The sequence below is a fragment of the Actinoplanes couchii genome, assembly GCF_016862075.1.
Taxonomy (GTDB): Bacteria; Actinomycetota; Actinomycetes; order Mycobacteriales; family Micromonosporaceae; genus Actinoplanes; species Actinoplanes couchii.
In genome coordinates this window covers 34,244-55,079 of the sequence record NZ_BOMG01000110.1, presented here as the reverse complement: position 1 = coordinate 55,079, position 20,836 = coordinate 34,244, and the positions used below count along the sequence as shown (strand labels likewise).

Here is a 20,836-nt window from a genome sequence, read left to right as displayed (position 1 = left end):
GTTGCGTTCCGCCGTTTGGTCGGCTACCGTCCACTTCACGTCGATACGAACCCGTTCCATCGACGTCGGCGGGAGCCTGTCATGCTGAATTCCGTGACCTCGCACCAGGCATCGGATTCCGCCGTCCCCAGCGGGCCGACCAGATCGGAGCACGACCCCATGCCAGAGACGGCGGTCGCCCCGGCCGACTCCGGGCTCTCTCTCAAGGAGCTGGCCCGGCGTAACGGCCTGAGTGCCTCCGGACGGCTCCCCAGCCTCCCGGAGTACACCCGGCAGCTTTTGGCCTACCGGCACTTCATCCAGGCGCACGCGAGCGCCAAGATGTCGTCGGCGCTCGGCAACACCAAGCTCGGCGCGGTGTGGCAGGTGCTCACGCCGATCTTCAACGCCGGGGTCTACTACGTGATCTTTGGGCTGGTGCTGCAGACGCACAAGTCGATGGACAACTTCGTCGCGTACCTGTGCATCGGCGTGTTCGTCTTCCAGTTCACCCAGTCGGTGGTGCAGAGCGGGACGAACGCGATCACCAGCAACCTCGGCATGATCCGGGCCCTGCACTTCCCCCGGGCCAGCCTGCCGCTCTCCGCGGCCCTGGTGGAGATCCGCAACTTCCTGGTCGCCACGGTGGTCCTGCTGGGCATCGTGCTGCTGACCGGTGAGCCGATCACCGTCAAGTGGCTCCTGCTCCTGCCGCTCCTGCTGCTCCACTCGTTCTTCAACGTCGGGCTGGGCATGTTCATGGCCCGCTACGGCTCCAAGGTGCGCGACGTCAAGCAGCTGATCCCGTTCATCATGCGGTTCTGGCTGTACGGCTCGGCCGTGCTCTACCCGGTCACCCAGTTCGAGAGCCTGCTCAGCGGCTGGCAGCTGCAGATCGTCGAGGCGAACCCGCTGCTCATCTTCATCGAGCTGGCCCGCAGCGCGCTGCTGGACAACGTGGTGCTCGCCAACCCGCCGGCCGTGCTGTGGATCCAGGCGACAGTCTGGAGCCTGGTCGTCGGCATCGGTGGTTTTGTGTACTTCTGGCGCGGAGAGAAGGGCTACGGCCGTGGTTGAGATCGACAATGACCGCACCCCCACGGTCGTCGCGGACGAGGCCCACATCATCTACCGGGTACAGCAGGGCGGCGGCACGAACTCCAGCCCGCTGGCCAGCTTCAAGCGGATGGTGACCGGCTCCAAGGGCGGCAACATCCGCGAGGTGCACGCGGTCAAGGGTGTGAGCTTCGTCGCCTACAAGGGCGAGGCGATCGGCCTGATCGGCACCAACGGCTCCGGCAAGTCGACCCTGCTGCGCGCGGTGGCCGGTCTGCTGCCGGTCTCCAAGGGCGCGATCTACGCGGCCGGGCAGCCGTCGCTGCTGGGTGTGAACGCGGCCCTGATGAACGAGCTGCCCGGCGACCGCAACGTCGAGCTGGGCTGCCTCGCGATGGGCATGTCGCCGGCCGAGGTGGCGGCGAAGAAGCAGGAGATCATCGACTTCTCCGGCATCAACGACAAGGGCGACTTCTCCTCGCTGCCGATGCGGACCTACTCCTCCGGCATGGGCGCCCGGCTGCGGTTCTCGATCGCCGCCGCCAAGGAGCACGACGTGCTGCTGATCGACGAGGCGCTGGCCACCGGTGACGCCAAGTTCCGCAAGCGCAGCGAGCAGCGGGTCCGGGAGCTGCGCGGCCAGGCCGGCACGGTCTTCCTGGTCAGCCACAGCGAGCAGTCGATCCGGGACACCTGCGACAGGTGCATCTGGCTGGAGGCCGGCACGATCCGCGCCGACGGCCCGACCGCCGACGTGATGAAAGAGTACGAGGCCTACACCCGCAGGTAGTAGGCCTCGCGCTCGTTGCTCTTCTAATTGACCGACAGGTGCACGTGGTTGGTGTGGTCGCTGGACGGGTCTCCGCCCGCCCCGCTGTACGACTTCCAGCCACTGCTCGGTAGCCAGATCCGCCGGTACCAGATCACGTAGAGCACATCCAGCGCGTCCGCGTTGTGGATGAAGTAGTTCGCCAGGTTGTTGCCGTAGGTCTTGTCGCCCCCGGTGGCGTCGCCGCCGAAGGTGCCCTTCTCGGCGGAGAAGTCACAGGCCCGGCCCTTGGGGTGCTCGCCGCTGTTCTGGGTGCGCCAGCACTTGGTGAAACGGGTGAAACCGGCGGCCTTGGCCTGCTTCAGCGCGTGCAGGGTGCGCGGGGTGAGGCAGCCGCCGGTGCCGGTCGGGTCGGTCTCGCTGCAGCCCGAGCCCGAGCCGCTGGGCGCCGGGGTGGCGTCCTCGCTGTCACCGCCGCCGGAGGAACCGCCCGCGTCGCTGCCCTGGTTGGCGGCCTTGAGCGCGGCCTCGGCGTTCTTCTTCTGCTTCTCCATCACGGTGACCTGCTTGGTCTGGTCCTTGATGGTGAGGTCGAGAGCGCTCTTGGCCTTGGTCTGGGTGTCCAGGGTGGACTTGAGTTCCTGGATCGCGGTGTTCTGGTCGGCCGCGACGAGCGCCAGGGTCTCGGCCCGGCCCAGGAAGCCCTCGGCCGATTCGGTGCTCAGCAGGGCGGTCATCGGGCCGGCCCGGCCGGCGGTGTACGCCTGGGTCGCGAGCAGGTCGAGGGTGTCCTGCTTGGGGCCGACCTCGGAGTCCAGTTTCTTGATCTCCGCGGTCAGTTTGACCTGCTGGTCCTTGGAGGTCTTGAGTTGCTTCTTGGCCTTCACGTAACCGCTGGAGGCCTTCTCGAGCTGTTCGATGAGGGTGCCGGAGCCACCCTCGCCGTCGTCCCCGGAGTCACCGGGCGCGGCCAGGAACGCGGGGGCCGCGGAGGCCGCCGTCGGGGCGACGACCAATCCGCACGCGGCAACGAGCAGCGCCAGCGTCGCCGCCCATCGTCGCGCAGTGATCTGCTGCACAGACATTTCCTTCCGTCGGCCGCCGACCGAGTTAGCTGACGGGTTCGGGACGAAGGAAATCCCTACCGCTGGATGCGGATTCACCCCGAGGAAATGTGGATCCCCGGCTCGTCATTGATGACGATTAGGCGGCGGCTCCCGCGCGGGAACCGCACCGACCATACCCACTGGATCCAAGTATCGACAGTTCTCGCACGCGACGCGTTTACGCTGACACAAACGGTGACAGCAATTACGGATAGTCATTGTCCGGTGACAGTTTTGACCCTTACTCGGGCCTGATCCACAGCGATATCTCGGGTAAAGTGGCCTCCGGTCCTGCCAGGACGGCACCGCCCCCGAGTTGCCGGCAGGCCGCCGCCCAATCGTCGACAGACGAACCGGGGAACCAGGTCACTGGGGTGTATCCGCATTTGCGGTAGGGATTGCTTCCGTCCCGAACCCGTCAGCTAACCCGGTCGGCGGAGTCACGGAAGGAACTGTTGATGACAGCAAGTCCCCGCCGGTGGCTGATACTTGCCCTGGCACCGCTGGTGGCTGCCGCGATGCTTCTGGCACCGGCCTCCCCGGCATCCGCCGCGCCCGGCGACGAAGAGAACCCGGCGCCTGCCTCGGAGACGGAGGCGGACGGGCTCATGTCGACTCTGATGGAGTCGACGAACCGCCGATTCGTCTCCGCGAAAGCGGCCGTCGCCGCTTCCACCAAGAACCAGAAGAAGCTCGCCGGCGACATCAAGGCCGCCACGGCCCGCCGCGACGTGTTGATTCCCGAGGTCAACTCGATCGCCCGGCAGCAGTACCTCACGGGCAACCTGAGCACTGTCACCTTCCTGCTCGACAGCAGCTCCTCGGACGACTTCCTGAGCAAGGCGGTCTCGCTCGAGGAGATCAACACGCTGCACGACCGGAAGCTGAGCGAGCTGAACGAGGTGATCGAAGAGATCACCACCAAGAAGACGGCTCTGGACGCCGAGCTCAAGAACGAGCAGCAGCAGCTCAATGTTCTGGCGAAGCAGAAGGAGTCCTCGGACAAGCAGCTCGACCTGGTCGGTGCCAGCACCGGCATCAACCCGACCGTCAACAACGGTCTGGTGGACGCGAAGTCGGACAAGGCGAAATCCGCGCCGCGCAACTCCAGCGGCGGTTTCTCGGCCGAGGGCTGCACCGAGGACGACCCGACCACGGGCGGCTGCATCACCAAGCGCACGCTGAACATGTACAAGGAAGTCAAGAAGGCCGGCTTCGACATGTTCGTCGGCTGTCACCGCACCGGTGGGCCCTTCGAGCACCCCAAGGGCCGGGCCTGTGACTGGTCGTTGCAGAAGAGCGGATTCTCCTCGGCGAGCCTCAGCGACACCAAGAAGATGAAGTACGGCAACAACCTCACGGCCTTCCTGGTCCGGAATGCCGACGAACTCGGGATCTACTACGTGATCTGGTACAAGCAGATCTGGTTCCCGGCTTCGGGCTGGAAGTCGTACCACGGGGTCAGTGATCACACCGACCACGTGCACGTCTCGATGCTTTAGCGGTACGTAGCGAAAAAGTGCCCCCGCCCTTCTCCAGGGCGGGGGCGCTTTTCTTGTGGCTCAGTGCACCGCGCGACGGACCGGAGCCCGCCCGTGCGGCTGGACCGGCGCCGGGCCGGCCGGCACCGCGGCGGGGATCGGCACGGTCACCGGGCGGACCTGGGTGACCTCGATCTCCTTGCCGTGGTGCTGCAGGGTCAGCCGGGCCTGGCCGCCCCCGTTGCGCAGCGAGTAGGTGACGTCGTCCGCGGTCACGCTCACCCGCAGCCGCAGCCCGCGCCAGAGCAGCGCGAACTCCAGGTTGTTGATCCGGCTGGGCAGCCGCGGCGCGAAGCTCAGCTGACCGTTGAAGTCGCGCATGCCGCCGAGCCCGGCGACCAGCGAGATCCAGGTGCCGGCCAGCGACGCCACGTGCACGCCGTCCCGCGCGTTCTGGTGCAGGTCGTGCAGGTCCATCAGGGCGGCCTCGCCCAGATAGTCGTGCGCCAGCTCCAGGTGCCCGGTCTCGGCCGCCAGCACCGCCTGGATGCAGGCGGACAGCGACGAGTCCCGGACGGTCCGCGCGTCGTAGTAGGCGAAGTTGCGCGCCTTCTCCTCCGGCGTGAACGCGTCACCGCGGATGTACATCGCCATCACCAGGTCGGCCTGCTTGATGACCTGCTTGCGGTACAGATCGAAGTACGGGTAGTTCAGCAGCAGCGGGTACCCCTCCGGTGGGGTGTTCTCGAAGTCCCACTCCTGGAGCCGGGTGAAGCCCTCGCTCTGCTGGTGGACACCGAGTTCCTTGTCGTACGGGAGATGCACGGCGGCCGCCGCGTCCCGCCACGACGCCGTCTCCTCGTCGTCCACGCCCAGCTTGCGGGCCAGGTCCGGATGCCGCTGACAGGACTCGACAGCCGTCATCAGGTTCTGCTGCGCCATCAGGTTGGTGTAGATGTTGTCGTCCACGATGGCGGTGTACTCGTCCGGCCCGGTCACGCCGTCGATGTGGAACCGCCCGTGCCGGTCGTGGTGCCCCAGCGAGCGCCACAGCCGCGCGGTCTCCACCAGCAGCTCCAGGCCGACCTCACGCTCGAAGTCGTAGTCGCCGGTGGCCTGCACGTACCGCCGGACCGCGTCGGCGATGTCGGCGCCGATGTGGAAGCCCGCGGTGCCGGCCGGCCAGTAACCGGAGCACTCCTGGCCGCGGATGGTCCGCCACGGGAAGGCGGCGCCCTGCAGCCCGAGGGTCTGCGCCCGCTCCCGGGCCAGATCCAGCGTCGAGTGCCGCCAGCGCAGCACGTCGGCCGCCGCGGACGGCTGGGTGTACGTCAGGGCGGGCAGCACGAAGGTCTCGGCGTCCCAGAAGGTGTGCCCGTCGTACCCCGGCCCGGTCAGGCCCTTGGAGCCGATCGGGCGCTGCTCGGCCCGGGCGCCGGCCTGCAGGGTGTGGAAGAGGCCGAACCGGACCGCCTGCTGGACCTCCGGGTCACCCTCGACCTTGACGTCGGAGTGGTCCCAGAACGCGTCCAGGTAGTCCTTCTGCTGCTGGACCAGACCCTCCCAGCCGTCCAGGCGGGCGCTGGCCAGTGCCGCGCCGACCTGGTCGCGCAGCGCGGGCAGCGAGCGCATGCTGGACCAGCCGTAGGCGGCCAGCTTGACCACCTGCAGCTTCTGGCCCGGCTCCAGCCGGCAGGCGACGGTGGTGCGCAGCCAGTCCGGGTGGCCCTCGGTGGTGATGGCGTGCCGGCCCGGCGTCTCCACCAGGTGCTCCATCGCCGCGGCCATCCGCAGGTCGCTGGCCTTGGTCTTGTGGATCAGGATGCCGCCGGTGCGCTGCTCCAGCATCTCCTCGGCCTGCAACGGGCGGTCCAGGACGGCGGCCACCCGCGGGTCCTTGCTCATCGGCGGCAGCTGCTCGTTGGCCACCAGCTCGGACTGCAGGATCAGCCGGGCCGCGGTGTCCAGCGGCTCCACCTCGTAGAGGAACGCCACCACGGCACGCTGGGTGAACGACACCAGTCGCACGGTCCGGACCCGGATGCCCTGGCCGGACGGGGACACCCACTCGACGACCCGCTCCAGGACACCGCCGCGCAGGTCCAGGCAACGCTCGTGCGAGCGGAGTTCGCCGTACCGCACGTCGAACGGCTCGTCGTTGACGAGCAGCCGCATCAGCTTGGCGTTCGTCACGTTGACCATGGTCTGGCCGGATTCGGGGAAACCGTACCCGCCCTCGGCGTGCGGCAGCGGCCGCAGCTCGTAGAACGAGTTCAGGTAGCTCCCGGGCAGGCCGTGCGGCTCGCCCTCGTCCAGGTTTCCGCGTATCCCGATGTGCCCGTTAGAGAGAGCGAACACCGATTCGGACTGGGCCAGCAGGTCCAGGTCGAGCCGGGTCTCCCGGATGTGCCATGGGTCGACGGGGTAAGCCCGTTCACGGATCACGGTCGTGCCTCTCGTAACTTTTCTGGAGGTCTTTATGAAGAGGGAAACGTAGTCAGCGGGGCAACAGTTCGGACAGGTCGGTGACCACCACGTCGGCGCCGTGTTCGCGCAGCTCGGCGGCCTGGCCGACCCGGTCCACGCCGACCACGATGCCGAACCCGCCGGCCCGCCCGGCGGCCACTCCGGCCTGGGCGTCCTCGAACACGGCACAGTTCGCCGGATCGATGCCGAGCAGTTTCGCACCGAGCAGGAAGGTGTCCGGCGCCGGTTTGCCGGGCAGGCCCTGCTCGCGTGCGACGACCCCGTCCACGCGGGCCTCCAGGAGGTCGGCGATGCCCGCCGCCTCCAGGACGTCTTTGCAGTTGGCGCTCGCCGACACGACCGCACGGCGTAGACCGGCGGCCTTGACGGCCTTCAGGTACTCCACCGATCCGGGGTAGACCTGGACGGCGCCTTCCTTGATCTTCTGTAGCACGAGGATGTTCTTGCGGTTCCCGACGCCGTTGACGGTCTCCCGATCGGGGGCGTCATCGGGGTCACCCTCGGGCAGGGTGATGCCACGGGAGGCGAGGAAGGTCCGCACCCCGTCGGCACGCTGCCGACCATCGACATATCGGTGATAGTCGGCGCCGGAATCGAATGGCACGAATGGCTGATCATGCCGTTCCGACCACGATTCCAAGAACGAATCGAACGTCTGTTTCCATGCGGCCCCGTGGACCAGAGCGGTGTCCGTGAGCACACCGTCGAGATCGAAGAGGCAAGCGGTCACATGTGAAGGAAGTCCGAGCACGCGCCCAATGTAGCCGGAGCCGATCCATGACGAGACCTGAAGGGCAGCTTCACATTTCCACGATGTTTCAGCGGCCGGAATGCCGGACCGTGTCCAGGCTGATCCGCAGGCCTATCGACGTGCCGATCGGGCCGGTGGCCGTGGTGACCTCGTCGCACAGCTGGTGCGCCAGCCACAGACCACGCCCGCCGAGCTCGAACGCCTCCGGAGTGTGCAGGCCGTCCAGATAGGCGCCCGGGATACCCGGGCCGGAGTCGGTCACCACACACCACACCGAACCGTCCTCGATCTTGAGAACGGTCCGCCCCTCGCCACCGGCGTGCAGCACGACGTTGGTGATCACCTCGTTGACCGCGAGAACGAAGCCGTCCAGCCGGTCCCCGCCCAGGCCGGCGGCCGTCATCACCCGGGTCGCCTCGTGCCGCAGAACGGTGATGTCATCGGGCCCGAACGCCCGGTCCAGCAGCACCGGCCACTCCCGTGACGGGGCGGCATCCACCTTCGGCTCCCCGTCGAGAGTCGAGCGCACGCTTTGGCCGATCCTGTCCTCCACCGTCGTGCAGCCTACGCGCTGTGGCCGTTCGGTGGCACTAGGCAGACGGGAACCTGCCCGGAAGTGGTGTGACTCTTTCATCAGCGCCACCCCACGTCGATACGGTCGCCACGTTCGCCGAAGAAGTGCAAGGCATCCATCCGAACCGCCACCGCAAGCGGGTGACCAGGGGAGACTTGTGGATAAGGGGCCAGCCGGACGGAGAGTTCGGCGGGTTTGCGATGGTGCCGGCCGGGATCGTTCAACACGTCGACCTGGCCCTCCGGGGCCGACTCGGTGTGCGAACCCGCACGGGAAAGTCGCTGCAGCGCACGCTTGAACGCTCCGCCGCCCGCCTGCGGCGAGACCGCCGGGGAACCCGCCTCGTCCACCACGATCGCGGTCGCGCCGATGTCGAGGTAGGCCAGCGACTCGTGCCCGTGGTGCTCCAGATAGCGGATCCGGCCCTGGAAGACCGGCCCCCGGGTGTCCGGGGTGACCGGAGTGAGCGCCTCGGCCCGGATGCCGACCACGATCCGCTCGCCGTGGTAGCGGGCCACCGCCCGGGCCCGCGGGTCGTTCCACGGCATGTAGAGCGCCTGCTCGCCGAACTTCAGCGCGATGTACTGGTCCAGGTGCACGTAGACCGCCGCCTCCAGCAGGTTCATCTTCGGCGAACCGAGGAAGGCGGCGACGTAGAGGGTGGCCGGGCGCCGATAGACCTCGGTCGGCGTGCCGAGGTCCTGCAGCACGCCCCGGCGCATGATCGCCACCCGGTCCGCCATGGTCAGCGCCTCGGACTGGTCGTGCGTCACGTACATCGTCGTCACGCCCAGCTCCCGGGTCATCCCGGTGATCTCCGCGCGCAGCTCGGCCCGCAGTCCGCTGTCCAGGTTGGACAGCGGCTCGTCCATCAGGAAGATGCCCGGCCGGCGCACCATCGCCCGGCCCATCGCCACCCGCTGCCGCTGCCCGCCGGAGAGCTGACCGGGACGCCGGGACAGCACCTCGCCGATGCCGAGCGCGCCGGCGATCGTGCCGACCCGGTCCTGCCGGGGCACCGGCTCCACACCGGACAGCTTCAGCGGGAAGCCGATGTTCTCCGCGACGGTCATGTGCGGATAGAGCGCGAAATCCTGAAACACCATGGCGATGCTGCGGTCCCGTGGCGGCAGCTCCAGCACCGGTTCGCCGTTGAGGAGGATGTCCCCCCGCGTGGGATCCTCCAGCCCGGCGATCATCCGCAGCACTGTCGACTTGCCGCACCCCGAGGGGCCCAGCAGGACCATGAACTCGCCGTCCTGCACCTCCAGGCTGACGTTGTCGACGGCATACGTGCCGTCCGGCCAGATCTTGGTGACGTCTTTGAGCGCGACGGTGGACACCGTCAACCTCCCGCATCGAGTGCGATCCCGAGACCCACGACGGTCGGCGATCGGGCCCTAACTGTGCGAGGGGTGTCGATGCTTCACCATCGGGCGAAAGTGCCATTTGCCCATAGTGATCAATCAATTACGCCAGGCTGAACGCCGCAGGTCATCCGTGTGCACGTGCACACCCAAAACCGTATGGATGTACGGTCGGGAACCTGACAAACGCAGTGGCAAATGCCCGCTTCGTCCGCGCGAGGCGGGCGGTCCCTCACGACCGACGACGCGGCCGCCGGGCCGGATGCGACCGTCACCGATCAACGGGCCTTTTCGGTCAGCGGCTTTCCGCGGCCGACTTCTTGGGCAGTCGTCCTCGGGCGGCCTCCTCGGCGACGGCTTCCCCGGGCGGGTTTCCTCGCTCAGCGGCGGCGGGATGCCTTCCAGTCCCGCAGCGCGGTCACCAGGAAGGAACCGGCCACCAGAGCCGCCAGCACCGCCGTGCCGGCCGAAGCCCAGCCGATCAGCCCGGCGAGCACCAGGAGCAGGATCCGCCCGTCCCACCCGAGCAGAGCCCCACCGGCACCGGTCGCCGGCGCGCCCTTCTCCATCCGGGCGGTCAGGTCGTAGTGCCGCAGGGTCAGCGTGAACAGCAGCAGGAAGGTCAGCGCCGGCGGCACCGAGCCGTAGAGCCCGACCGCGACCACCATCAGGTACTCGGCGGCCCGCAGCGCGGCCGGCACCAGCCAGTCCAGGGCGCCGGCGTGCCGGGTCCGCGCCGGGAAGCCGGTGACCAGCACCGGGATCACCACCAGCGCGAGCAGCCAGGGGTACCCGGCGACGTCACCGGTGGCCAGGACCACGACGGTGGCCAGGGCGTAAACCGTGAACAGGGCGGCGAACGGCAACGGCCGACCGGCGTCCACCCGGCTCAGCATGGCCCGCACCAGCGGCCCGTCGTCGCGGTGCCGCAGGGTGTCGACCGTGTTCAGCACCCCGACCCGCATCGACAGCGCCCGCAGCGAGCGCAGCGCCAGCGTGTAGGCCGCCGCCAGCAACCCGAAGCCGACCACCGCGGCCAGCGTGAACCGGCCGTTCGAGACCGCCGCCAGCACCGAGATCAGCGCCCAGCGTTCGCCGATCGGGAAGACCACGATCCGCTTGGCCCAGTAGATCAGCGAACCCCGCTGGCTCTGCGCCTTCACCGAGGCGGCGGTCAGCCGGGCGCCGACCCCACCCGCGGCGGCGGCCGGCGCCACACGGGACGCGGCCTCGTCGTGCAGCGCGCCGTACCAGGTGTCGGTCATGTGCCGGGCGGTCTGCAGCACGATCGCGGTGATCGCCAGCGGCCACGCGTAGGGCAGGCCCATCCGGTCGGCGCCGGCCGCCAGACCGGCGTAGACGGTGTACTCCTTGGCCCGGTCGGCCATGGTGTCCAGCCAGCCGCCGAACGCGTCGAAGTTGCGGGTGTACCGGGCCAGCTGCCCGTCCACACAGTCGAGCACGAACCCGAGGTAGAGCAGGATCCCGCCGAGGATCATCGCGGTCCGGGAGGCCTGCCAGAACAGCAGCGCCGCACCGACCGCGAACAGCACCGACAGCCCGGTGACCCCGGTCGGCGTGAGCCGGAGCCGGGCGGCCAGCTTGGTCACCAGGGGCGACCAGCTGCTCACCGTGTACGTCGTGAAGAAGTCGTCCTGTTCCTTGACCGCGAGCCGGAGCCGCGCGGCGTCCTCGTCCACCGCGGCGATCGCGTCCCGGGCGGCGGCGAGCCGTTCCGGCCCGTTGACCTGCTCGGCGTGCAGCAGCCGCACCCGGGTGGCCACCGGCACGAACCCGTCGGCGAGCATCTGGGCCAGCGGGTCCGGCTGGTCGGCGGCCTTCTCCAGCAGCGGCAGGTCGGCCGGGGCGATGCACATGGCGCCCAGGAACCGCACGGTCCCGCCACCCGGCGGCGCGGGGACCACCCGGCCCCGGTCCTCCTTGAGGTCACCGGCGGCGTCGGCGGCCACCAGCACCGTGCTGCGGCCGGCCGGCTCGGTGGCCAGCGTCCAGAGCAGGCTGCCGTGGGCGACCAGGTTGTCGGCGCAGATCAGCAGCGGCTCACCGGCGTCGCGGGCCCGGCGGGCCAGATCACGCAGGTGACCGCCCTCGTCGGTGCCGGGCACGAACCGGTCGATCGTGGTGATCCCGGCGGCGCGCAGGGCCCCGGTCAGGTCACCGGCGAGCCGGTCGGCCTCGCTGTCCGGTATGTCGCGGCCGGTCCGGGGAGTCAGCACGGCCAGCGTCACCCGATTGCCTCCTTGAACCCCGATCCCCGCACCACGGGTCACCGCTTGAAAAATCAACGAGCCAGCCGTGCCCGGTCCGGCTCGGCGTGACCTAAGCCATAGCCGACCCGGAGTCGATCGGGCTTGCCCCTGACCCGGTCGGGGTATCCCCCAACCGTCATCGGCCGGGCATATCGCCCAGCCGGAGCTGATGGACCCGGACCACTGGGCCCCGAAACCGCCTCAGGTTAACAGTGGGCGTCCAGCGGGTACGGGAGACCCTTACGGGAGCTTGCCCGCCGGCATCCACCCACAGGACGAGGGAAGGCCGGCTTCCCGTGCTTACCGTCGAAGTGGTCCGGGAGAAGACACCGGACCACCGCCGAAGGAGTGGATGAAATGACCAGCCCCCTCAAGAGCCGCTCGTTCTCCCGCCCCCGACACAACCGCAAGATCGCCGGTGTCTGCGCCGGCCTGGCTCAGCGCTTCGGCATGAGCGCCGGCATGGTCCGGGTGCTGTTCGTCGTCTCGTGTCTGCTGCCCGGCCCGCAGTTCCTGATCTACCTGGCGCTCTGGGCGCTGATGCCCAGCGAGTGACCCTGACTCACGCGGGGCCCCGGTGCGGTTCGCACCGGGGCCCCGCGTCGTCTCACCGGCCAGAGCGGCGTCTCACCGGGTCAAAGCGGCGTCTCACCGGCCAGAACAGCGTCTCACCGGGTCAAAGCGGCTCAGCCGGTCAGGGCGCGCTGAACTCGACGGTCACCGTGGTGTAGCCGAGCCGCGTGAACAGGCTCTGCAGCATGCGCTCGGTGTTCTCCCGGGCGCGCTCGTCGAGGCCACTGGACCGGGCCGCCTCGGTGATCCGCTGCTGGGCCAGCTGGTAGACCTGCTGCTCCTTGCCCGGATCCTTGCTGAAGGCGTCGCCGATCCGGTTGAACAGGCCGCGCTCCTCGGCGACCACGTAGCTGCGCTCCATGTCCAGCGCGGCGGTGGACTGCTGCGGTGCGGGCAGGGTCAGCTCGATCGTCTTCTTCTCCTCGTCGATCTTCAGCGCGTCACCGGAGAGGGCGCTGAAGTCGACATAGGTCTCGACGGTGCCGGAGCCGACGAACAGGGTGCGCCGGTTGACCAGGAAGTCGGGGATGTTGTCCTTGTTCTCCTGGAGATCGACGATGACCTGGAAGGTGCCGTCGGCCGCCACGAACCGCTCCAGATCGCGCACCGACTGCAGGAGCACCGGCTGGCTGCGGTCGGTGGTCTGGTTAGCGAACGGGTTGTCGAAGGTGGGCAGCACGTTGAGCGCGCGCAGCCCGAAACAGCTGAGCACCATCAGCGCGAAGACGAAGAAGACGAAGATCAGCAGCCGGGCGAAGGTGCTCGGCCTGTGCTCGACCGGCTCGGCGCCCGGCGTGACCGGCTCGGCGGGCGGAACCGGATCGGGCTCGCGCACGACCGGGAACTCGCTGGTCGGTTCCTGGGGAACGGGCGCCGCGGGGTCAGCGGGGGAAGGCGATTCGGCCATGCCCTAACGGTACGGAGGGGGTGCGACATTCCGCACCCCGAGCGCCGACGTCAGCGTGCGAACGCGTTCAAACCGGTCAATTTCTGCCCGATCGACAGCTGATGAATCTCCGATGTGCCCTCGTAGGTCAGGACACTCTCCAGATTGCTGGCGTGCCGCATCACCGGGTACGACGCGAGGATCCCGTTACCGCCCATGATCGACCGGCACTGCCGCGCGATCTTGAGGGCCTCCCGCACGTTGTTCAGCTTGCCGACGCTGATCTGCTCCGGCCGCAGCGGGCCGCTCATGGTGTCCCGCCGGCGCCCCAGGTGCAGCGCGAGCAGGAAACCCTTCTGCAGCTCGACGGCCATGTCGGCGAGCTTGGCCTGGGTGAGCTGGAAGCCGGCGATCGGCCGCCCGAACTGCTCCCGCGCGGCGGCGTAGTCCAGGGCGGTGTCCAGACAGTCCCGGGCCGCCCCGAGCACCCCGAAGATGATGCTGAGCCGCGCCTCGGTCAGGCAGGAGAGCGGCGCCATCAGACTGCGGGCGCCGGGCAGACGGGCGCTGTCCGGCAGGCGGACCCCGTCGAGGAGGATCTCGCCGGTGCTGGACGCCCGCAGCGACAGCTTGTCGCTGAGGTCCCGGGTGGTGAAGCCGGCCACACCGGTCGGGACCACGAACCCGACCACGCCCTTCTCGGCCTTCGCCCAGATGATCGCCACGTCCGCGATCGGCGCGTTGAAGATCCAGGTCTTCACCCCGTCGAGGATCCAGTCGTCGCCGTCCCGGCTGGCCCGGGTGGACATGCCGGTCGGGTCGGAGCCGTGGTCCGGCTCGGCCAGGCCGAAACAGCCGATCGACCGCCCGGCCGACAGCTCCGGCAGCCACTCGAGTTTCTGCTCCTCCGAGCCGTACCGCCAGATCGCGTACATCACCAGGGAGCCCTGCACCGACACCAGCGAGCGGACCCCGGAGTCGGCGGCCTCCAGCTCCATGCACGCCAGCCCGAGCGAGACGGCCGTCGAACCGCCCAGCCCGTAGCCGCTCAGATGCATCCCGAAGAGCCCGGCCTTGCCGAACTCGAGGGCCAGCTCCCGGATCGGGGCGGCGCCGCTCTCGTACCACCCGGCCACGGCCGGCCGGACGTGATCGTCGGCCACCCGGCGGGCCAGGGCGCGGGTGCCGCGCTCCTGGTCACTCAATAGATCGTCAAGATCAAGCAGGTCAAGAGGCCTCACACCCATGGATTCAAGCTATCGGGTGAGGCCTCAGTCCTCCACAACCAATACACGTGCGTGGATCTGATTCCGCTGTTGCAGGGCCGCGCGCAGCGCCCGGTGCAACCCGTCCTCCAGATAGAGATGCCCCTGGTACTCCACGACGTGCGGGAAGAGATCGCCGTAGAACGTCGAGTCCTCGGCGAGCAGTTTGTCCAGCGCCAGCTCACGCTTGGTGGTGATGAGATCGGCGAGCCGGATCGGGCGTGGCGGAATGTCCGCCCACGCCTTCAGCGTGGTCTGGTGATCGGGGTACGGTGCTCCGTCCCGGACCGCTTTGAAGATCACGGCGGTTGCCCTTTCCGTGAGAACCGTATGTCAGCCTACCCGCGGCCCGGTGAGGCCCATCGGCCATGATGCACCACGTCGGCCACCGGCCGGTGACCGCGCCGGAGTGACGGTGACCTCTTGTCGGTACCCCGATAGCCGATCGTGAGCGCCCCGATCGGGCGGAACTCGGCCGGCACCCCGAACGCTTCCTTGAACGATTCCACCCGGGCGGCGGGCAGACCGAAGAAGCAGGATCCGAGGTCCTCGTTGACCGCGGTCAGGTGCATGAGCAGGGCGGCGAAACCGGTGTCGATGTCCCAGAACGGGGCAGACCACCGGGACTCGTCCCGATCCGTCCAACCCTTGTCCGAATCCGCGTATCGATCAAGATAGGCGGATTTGTTGGCGAGCGCCACGATGATCAGCGGCGCGGTCCGCATCCGGGTCAGCCAGCCGTCGGCCGGGCCGTCGGAGAGCGCGGTGCTCTCCCAGTAGCGGGCCCGGTCGGCCGGTTCGGTCAGGACCAGGAAGCTCCAGCCCTGCGAGAAACCGGCCGACGGCGCGCGCAGCCCGTGCCGAACGATCTTGTCGACCAGCTCGGGCGGGATTGGGCGGTCCGGGTCGTACCCCCGGACCATCCGGCGCCGGCGGACGACCTCGTCGAATTCCATACAGGTCAGTACCGGATGCCCCAGGACGCCGTCCAGGTCTGCCCCGGCGCCAGGACGATCAGGTCCCGGCCGGTCCGGAACGAGTCCGGCGGGCAGGTCATCGGCTCGACCGCGATCGACCGGCGGTGCCGCTCGCCGTGCAGGGTGTCGGCGGTGAAGACCTGCCAGTAGCGGAACTTGTCGTCGGCCCACACGGTGACGGCCCGCTCGCCGCCGGAGAGGGTGAGCGTGCTGACCCCGTCGGCATCGAAGTCGATGTCACCGAAGGCCGCGTCGAGCACCAGGTCACCGATGCGGCGCGGCTCGGAGAAGTCGAACTCGGTGTCGGCGATCTTCTGCGCGCCGATCGGCAGCAGCCGGCTGTCCAGCAGCACCCGGGACTTGGCCGGCACGTGCAGGACGGTGTCGTCCACGGTCACGCCGGGCACCTGTAGGTACGGGTGGGCCGAGTAGCCCCACGGCGCGTTCGACTCGGCCGTGTTGACGACCTCCTGCTCGCACTTCAGCCCCGCCGCGGAGACCGACCAGTGGCTGCGCAGCGTCAGCGACCACGGGTAACCCGGCTGGGCCGGCAGGTCGAACTCCAGCGTCACCGCGTCGGCCGCCTGCGACACCAGCCGCCAGCGGGCCCAGTTGACCAGGCCGTGGATGGCGTTGCTGCGGGCCGCCTCGGTGAGCGCGAGCTGGTAGGCGGTGCCCTCGAACTCGTACTTCCCGTCCCGGATCCGGTTGGGCCACGGCGCGAGGATCTGCCCGGCCGAACCGGGGGAGAACTCGTCCGTGCCGAACCCGTCCACGATGTCGACGCCGTCGACGGAGTACGACCGGAGCGTCCCGCCGACCTCCACCAGGACGGCCCGGTGGCCGTCCGCCTCGATCGACCACTGGACGCCGGACTTGGCGGCTGACTCTGCGCTCATACCCACGACACTATCGGCCATCCGTTTCGCCCTGCTCAGGCCGGTAGCGGATCAGGGCCGGCGAGGCCAGCCCGAGCACCACGGCGAGCCCGGCGGCTACCAGTCCGCCACCCACCCAGGACGTCCCGACGCTGGTCAGGTCGGCTGTCGCCCCGGCTCGAAGATCACCCAGCCGCGGGCCGCCGGCCACCACCACGGTGAACACGCCCTGTAGCCGCCCGCGCAGGTGGTCGGGCGCGAACGTCTGCATGATCGTCTGCCGGTAGACCGCGCTGACCAGGTCGGCCAGCCCGGCCAGGGCCAGCAGCAGCACCATCAGCCACAGGCTGTGCGCCAGCCCGGCCAGGCCGATCGCCAGGCCCCAGCCGACCACCGCGACGATCAGCGCCAGCCCCTGCCGCTTGACCCGGGCGATCCAGCCCGAGGTGAGGCCGCCGACCATCGCGCCGATGGCGATCGCGCTGTACAGCCAGCCGACCGCCGCGCCGCCGCCGAACTGCTCCTCGGCGACCGCCGGGAACAGCGCCCGGGGCATCGCGAACACCATGGCGACCAGGTCGACAGCGAACGAGAGCAGCAGCACCGGCTGGGTGACCAGGAACTTCAGCCCGATCGCGATGCCGCGCAGGCCGACGCTCGGCTTGTCGGCCCCGGGCTCACGCAGCGCGGGCGGGATCGGCGGCAGCCGCCAGGTGGCCCAGAACGTCACGGTGAACAGCAGCGCGTCGAACGCGTAGGCGACGATCACCCCGTCGCTGGTCGACCAGATCCCCATGATCAGACCGGCGGCCAGCGGCCCGAGCACCCCGCCGGCCGTGTTCGCGGTGTAGTTCAGCGTGTTCGCCGACGGCACCAGCGCCTCCGGCACGATCCGCGGGACGATCGCCTGCCGGGCCGGGGAACTCACCGCGAACCCGGCCGCCTGGATCGCGGTCAGCACCAGCAGCAGGTGACCGCTGCGCACCCCGAGCACCGCCTGCACCAGCAGCAGCACGGTGGTCACCCAGGTCACCACCGAGCTGGTCAGTAGCAGTTTGCGGCGGTCGACCACGTCGGCGGCGGCGCCACCCCAGAGCCCGAATACCAGCAGCGGCACCAGCCCGGCCACACCCAGCAGGCCGACCCAGGTGGCCGAGCCGGTGATCGCGAACATCTGCACCGGCACGGCGACCGCGGTGAACTGGAAGCCGAAGAACGACGTGGCGTTCCCGATCCAGGTGCGCCGGAACGTCGGCACACTCAGCGGCCTGGTGTCGATCATCCAGGACCGCGGCTCCCGGGTGCCCTGGCTCAAGGCGCGAGCCGTTCGACGATCCAGCCGTCCCCGGCCGCCCCGGTGTCCCGGAAGCGCAGCCGGTCGTGCAGCCGGCTGCTGCGGCCCTGCCAGAACTCGACCGTCTCCGGGCGTACCCGAAAACCGCCCCAGTGCGGCGGAGCCGCGACCGGCCCGTCGGCGAACCTCGCCACGGCTGCCGCGAGGCCCTGATCCAGCGCCTCCGGCCCGGGCAGCACGGTCGACTGCGGGCTGGCCCACGCGCCCAGCTGCGATCCGCGTGGGCGGGCGGCGAAATACTTCTCGGTCTCGGCCCGGCTGACCCGTTCCACCGCCCCGGCCACGATCACCTGGCGTTGCATCGGAAACCACGGGAAGACCAGGCTGGCGTACGGGTTGAGCGTCGCCTCCCCGCCCTTGCGCGACTCATAATTCGTGAAAAAGACAAAACCCTGGTTGTCGTACGCCTTGAGCAGCACCGTCCGGGCCGACGGCCGCCCGGCCCGATCCGCGGTCGCCACGATCATCGCGTTCGGTTCCGGCAGACCGGCGGCTGTCGCGTCGGCGAACCAGCCGGCGAACTGCCCGGTCCAGTCGGCGGCCAGGGCGTCCTCGGTCAGCGGCGGCCACTCGGTGTAGTCGCGGCGCATGCCAGCAGGTGACGGCGGTTCGGTGACCACATCAGCTCCTTCGCTCACGTGTCGGCTCCGCCCGTGGGGCGAAAACGACGGTAAGTCTCGCGCCTTCAAACGTCAGGTGAATCAGGATGGGTGTCATCCAGAGCACAATCGCGACGGGTCGACCGTGCGGTTACTCGGCGGGCAAGATGAATCACCCACCGCAGTTCGGTTCCACAGGGAGTGCCGTGACCGACTTCAAGCCGGGGCTCGAGGGCGTCATCGCGTTCGAGACCGAGATAGCCGAGCCCGACCGTGACGGTGGCGCGCTGCGTTACCGGGGCGTCGACATCGAGGACCTGATCGGACAGGTCTCGTTCGGCAACGTCTGGGGCCTGCTGGTCGACGGCAAGTTCGGTCCCGGGCTGCCACCGGCCGAGCCGTTCCCGGTCCCGGTGCACTCCGGCGACATCCGGGTCGACGTGCAGTCCGCGGTGGCCATGCTGGCGCCCTACTGGGGGCTGTCCCAGATGTTCGACATCGACGACAAGCAGGCCCGCAAGGACCTGGCCCGGGTGTCGGTGACCGCGCTCTCCTTCGTCGCACAGGCGGCCCGCGGCCTGGGCCTGCCGGCCGTCCCGCAGAAGGACATCGACAAGGCCGAGACCATCGTGGAGCGGTTCATGCGCCGGTGGCGCGGTGAGCCCGACCCGCGGCACGTCAAGGCGGTCGACGCCTACTTCATCTCGGCCTGCGAGCACGGGCTGAACGCGTCCACCTTCACCGCCCGCATCGTCGCCTCCACCGGCGCCGACGCGGCGGCCTGCATCTCCTCCGGGATCGGCGCGCTCTCCGGCCCGCTGCACGGCGGGGCGCCCACCCGGGTGCTGAGCATGATCGAGGCGGTGGAGCGCAGCGGCGACGCCGAGGCGTACGTGAAGGACGTCCTGGACCGCGGCGACCGTCTGATGGGTTTCGGTCACCGGGTCTACCGCGCCGAGGACCCGCGGGCCCGCGTGCTGCGCCGGATCGCGAAGGAGCTGAGCGCCCCCCGTTACGAGGTGGCCGCCGCTCTGGAGACGGCCGCGCTGGCCGAGTTGCGCGAGCGCAAGCCCGGTCACGAGCTGTGGACGAACGTGGAGTTCTGGTCCGCCGTGGTGCTCGACTTCGCCGAGGTCCCGTCGCACATGTTCACGTCGATGTTCACCTGTGCCCGGGTCGCCGGGTGGAGCGCGCACATCCTGGAGCAGAAGCGCCTGGACCGGATCCTGCGCCCCGGCCTCCACTATGTGGGACCGGAACCGCGCAAGCCGCAGGAGGTCGAGGGCTGGGATCAGCTCCCGCATAATGTGTGACCGTGACTGCTGACATCCGGATTCCTGACGCGATCAAGCCCGTCGACGGACGGTTCGGCTCCGGGCCGAGCAAGGTCCGACCCGAAGGCGTCGAGGCGCTCTCCGCGGTGTCCCGCACGTTCATGGGCACGTCGCACCGGCAGAAGGTGGTCAAGGACCAGGTGGCCCGCCTGCGCCGGGGGCTGGCCGAGTTCTTCGCCGCGCCGGACGGCTACGAGGTGGTCCTGGCCAACGGCGGCACCAGCGCGTTCTGGGAGATCGCGACGTTCGGCCTGGTCCGGCAGAAGGCGCAGTTCGCCGAGTTCGGTGAGTTCGGCGCCAAGTTCGTGCAGGCGGTGACGTCCGCCCCGTTCCTGGCCGAGCCGACGGTGCACCGCGCGCCGGGCGGGCAGGCGGCGTTCCTGACCGCCGAGGCCGGTGTCGACGTCTACGCCACCGTGCAGAACGAGACGTCCACCGGTGTGGCCGTGCCGGTCCGCCGGGTCCAGGGCGCCGACCCGGGCGCCCTGCTGCTGACCGACGCCACCTCGGGCGGCGGCAGCCTCGACGTCGACCTGCGCGAGACCGACGTGTACTACCTGGCCCCGCAGAAGGCGCTCGGCTCCGACGGCGGCATCTGGCTGGCCGTGCTGTCGCCGGCCGCGATCGAGCGGGCCTTCGAGATCAAGGCGTCGCAGCGGTACATCCCGCAGTTCCTCGACCTGGTCACCGCGATCGAGCAGTCCCGTCTGGAGCAGACCTACAACACCCCGGCGCTGGCCACCGTCTTCCTCGCCGCCGAGCAGGTGGACTGGATGAACGCGCAGGGCGGTCTGGACTGGGCGGTCAAGCGCAGCGCGGAGAGCGCCGCCGCGATCTACGGCTGGGCCGACCGGTCGTCGTTCGCGACCCCGTTCGTGACCGATCCGGCCCTGCGGTCGGCGGCCGTCGCCACCATCGACTTCGCCGACGGGATCGACGCGGCGGCGATCGCCAGGATCCTGCGGGCCAACGACGTGGTGGACACCGAGCCGTACCGCAAGCTGGGCCGCAACCAGCTCCGGGTGGCGCTCTACCCGACCGTCGACCCGTCCGACGTGACAGCTCTCACCACCTGCATCGACTATGTGGTGGAGCGTCTGTAACCCTCCCGGTTCATTACGGTTGACTTG

Annotated in this window: 19 protein-coding genes and 2 riboswitches; of the genes, 6 read left to right on the top strand and 13 right to left on the bottom strand. The window is 69.3% G+C overall.

Going from position 1 to position 20,836, the window contains the following annotated elements:
• Positions 1-159 precede the first annotated feature (159 nt).
• Both Aco03nite_RS44605 and Aco03nite_RS44600 read left to right on the top strand, forming a co-directional pair.
• Positions 160-1,056, top strand: coding sequence for an ABC transporter permease (locus Aco03nite_RS44605; protein WP_203807722.1), 897 nt, complete (start codon positions 160-162; stop codon positions 1,054-1,056).
• Between the two features lies 1 nt (position 1,057).
• Positions 1,058-1,825, top strand: a complete 768-nt coding sequence (locus Aco03nite_RS44600; RefSeq protein WP_203807823.1) for an ABC transporter ATP-binding protein — start codon at positions 1,058-1,060, stop codon at positions 1,823-1,825.
• 23 nt (positions 1,826-1,848) lie between these two features.
• Here Aco03nite_RS44600 and Aco03nite_RS44595 read toward each other — a convergent pair whose 3' ends face one another.
• A complete protein-coding gene (locus Aco03nite_RS44595) occupies positions 1,849-2,889 on the bottom strand; it encodes a coiled-coil domain-containing protein (protein ID WP_203807720.1) in 1,041 nt (346 codons plus the stop codon).
• A riboswitch (cyclic di-AMP (ydaO/yuaA leader) is annotated at positions 2,888-3,024 on the bottom strand. (Overlaps the previous gene by 2 nt.)
• A 207-nt stretch (positions 3,025-3,231) precedes the next feature.
• A riboswitch (cyclic di-AMP (ydaO/yuaA leader) is annotated at positions 3,232-3,364 on the top strand.
• Between the two features lie 154 nt (positions 3,365-3,518).
• Here Aco03nite_RS44595 and Aco03nite_RS44590 point away from each other — a divergent pair.
• On the top strand, positions 3,519-4,412 hold the full coding sequence (locus Aco03nite_RS44590) for a VldE C-terminal domain-containing protein (RefSeq protein WP_373872688.1): 894 nt from the start codon (positions 3,519-3,521) through the stop codon (positions 4,410-4,412).
• Positions 4,413-4,472: 60 nt separating this feature from the next.
• Here Aco03nite_RS44590 and Aco03nite_RS44585 read toward each other — a convergent pair whose 3' ends face one another.
• The 5 genes from Aco03nite_RS44585 to Aco03nite_RS44565 form a co-directional block, all read right to left on the bottom strand.
• Positions 4,473-6,836, bottom strand: coding sequence for a glycoside hydrolase family 65 protein (locus Aco03nite_RS44585; RefSeq protein WP_203807716.1), 2,364 nt, complete (start codon positions 6,834-6,836; stop codon positions 4,473-4,475).
• Positions 6,837-6,888: 52 nt separating this feature from the next.
• The gene (locus Aco03nite_RS44580; RefSeq protein ID WP_203807714.1) at positions 6,889-7,629 is read right to left on the bottom strand and encodes a beta-phosphoglucomutase family hydrolase; all 741 of its coding nucleotides are present in this window, start codon (positions 7,627-7,629) and stop codon (positions 6,889-6,891) included.
• A gap of 67 nt (positions 7,630-7,696) precedes the next feature.
• Entirely contained in the window at positions 7,697-8,158 is a 462-nt protein-coding gene (locus Aco03nite_RS44575; RefSeq protein ID WP_239145944.1) for an ATP-binding protein, read from the bottom strand.
• A 104-nt stretch (positions 8,159-8,262) separates the two neighbouring features.
• Entirely contained in the window at positions 8,263-9,546 is a 1,284-nt protein-coding gene (locus Aco03nite_RS44570) for an ABC transporter ATP-binding protein (protein ID WP_203807710.1), read from the bottom strand.
• A 404-nt stretch (positions 9,547-9,950) separates the two neighbouring features.
• A complete protein-coding gene (locus Aco03nite_RS44565) occupies positions 9,951-11,819 on the bottom strand; it encodes a DUF5941 domain-containing protein (RefSeq protein ID WP_203807708.1) in 1,869 nt (622 codons plus the stop codon).
• 378 nt (positions 11,820-12,197) lie between these two features.
• Here Aco03nite_RS44565 and Aco03nite_RS44560 point away from each other — a divergent pair, with 378 nt between their 5' ends.
• Entirely contained in the window at positions 12,198-12,395 is a 198-nt protein-coding gene (locus Aco03nite_RS44560; protein WP_203807706.1) for a PspC domain-containing protein, read from the top strand.
• A gap of 139 nt (positions 12,396-12,534) precedes the next feature.
• Here Aco03nite_RS44560 and Aco03nite_RS44555 read toward each other — a convergent pair whose 3' ends face one another.
• Genes Aco03nite_RS44555 through pdxH form a run of 7 tightly spaced genes read right to left on the bottom strand, consistent with a single transcriptional unit; the run spans position 12,535 to position 18,363 of the window.
• Positions 12,535-13,320, bottom strand: coding sequence for a DUF4230 domain-containing protein (locus tag Aco03nite_RS44555; RefSeq protein WP_203807704.1), 786 nt, complete (start codon positions 13,318-13,320; stop codon positions 12,535-12,537).
• 50 nt (positions 13,321-13,370) lie between these two features.
• Positions 13,371-14,540 (bottom strand): acyl-CoA dehydrogenase family protein, encoded by a 1,170-nt coding sequence (locus Aco03nite_RS44550; RefSeq protein ID WP_203807821.1) that lies wholly within the window; start codon positions 14,538-14,540, stop codon positions 13,371-13,373.
• Between the two features lie 30 nt (positions 14,541-14,570).
• Positions 14,571-14,867, bottom strand: a complete 297-nt coding sequence (locus Aco03nite_RS44545) for a type II toxin-antitoxin system VapB family antitoxin (protein ID WP_203807702.1) — start codon at positions 14,865-14,867, stop codon at positions 14,571-14,573.
• Positions 14,868-14,902: 35 nt separating this feature from the next.
• Entirely contained in the window at positions 14,903-15,520 is a 618-nt protein-coding gene (locus Aco03nite_RS44540) for a nitroreductase family protein (RefSeq protein ID WP_203807700.1), read from the bottom strand.
• 5 nt (positions 15,521-15,525) lie between these two features.
• Positions 15,526-16,440, bottom strand: a complete 915-nt coding sequence (locus Aco03nite_RS44535; RefSeq protein WP_203807698.1) for an aldose 1-epimerase family protein — start codon at positions 16,438-16,440, stop codon at positions 15,526-15,528.
• 10 nt (positions 16,441-16,450) lie between these two features.
• Complete coding sequence (locus Aco03nite_RS44530) at positions 16,451-17,701, bottom strand: MFS transporter (protein ID WP_203807696.1); 1,251 nt, start codon at positions 17,699-17,701, stop codon at positions 16,451-16,453.
• 29 nt (positions 17,702-17,730) lie between these two features.
• Positions 17,731-18,363 (bottom strand): pyridoxamine 5'-phosphate oxidase, encoded by a 633-nt coding sequence (gene pdxH, locus Aco03nite_RS44525; protein WP_203807819.1) that lies wholly within the window; start codon positions 18,361-18,363, stop codon positions 17,731-17,733.
• Between the two features lie 215 nt (positions 18,364-18,578).
• Between pdxH and Aco03nite_RS44520 the strand changes: the two genes are divergently transcribed.
• Both Aco03nite_RS44520 and serC read left to right on the top strand, forming a co-directional pair.
• A complete protein-coding gene (locus Aco03nite_RS44520; protein ID WP_203807694.1) occupies positions 18,579-19,685 on the top strand; it encodes a citrate synthase 2 in 1,107 nt (368 codons plus the stop codon).
• Positions 19,682-20,809: a phosphoserine transaminase gene (gene serC / locus Aco03nite_RS44515; protein ID WP_203807692.1), complete on the top strand. Its 1,128-nt coding sequence runs from the start codon at positions 19,682-19,684 to the stop codon at positions 20,807-20,809. The genes Aco03nite_RS44520 and serC overlap by 4 nt, the downstream gene beginning before the upstream one ends.
• Positions 20,810-20,836 lie beyond the last annotated feature (27 nt).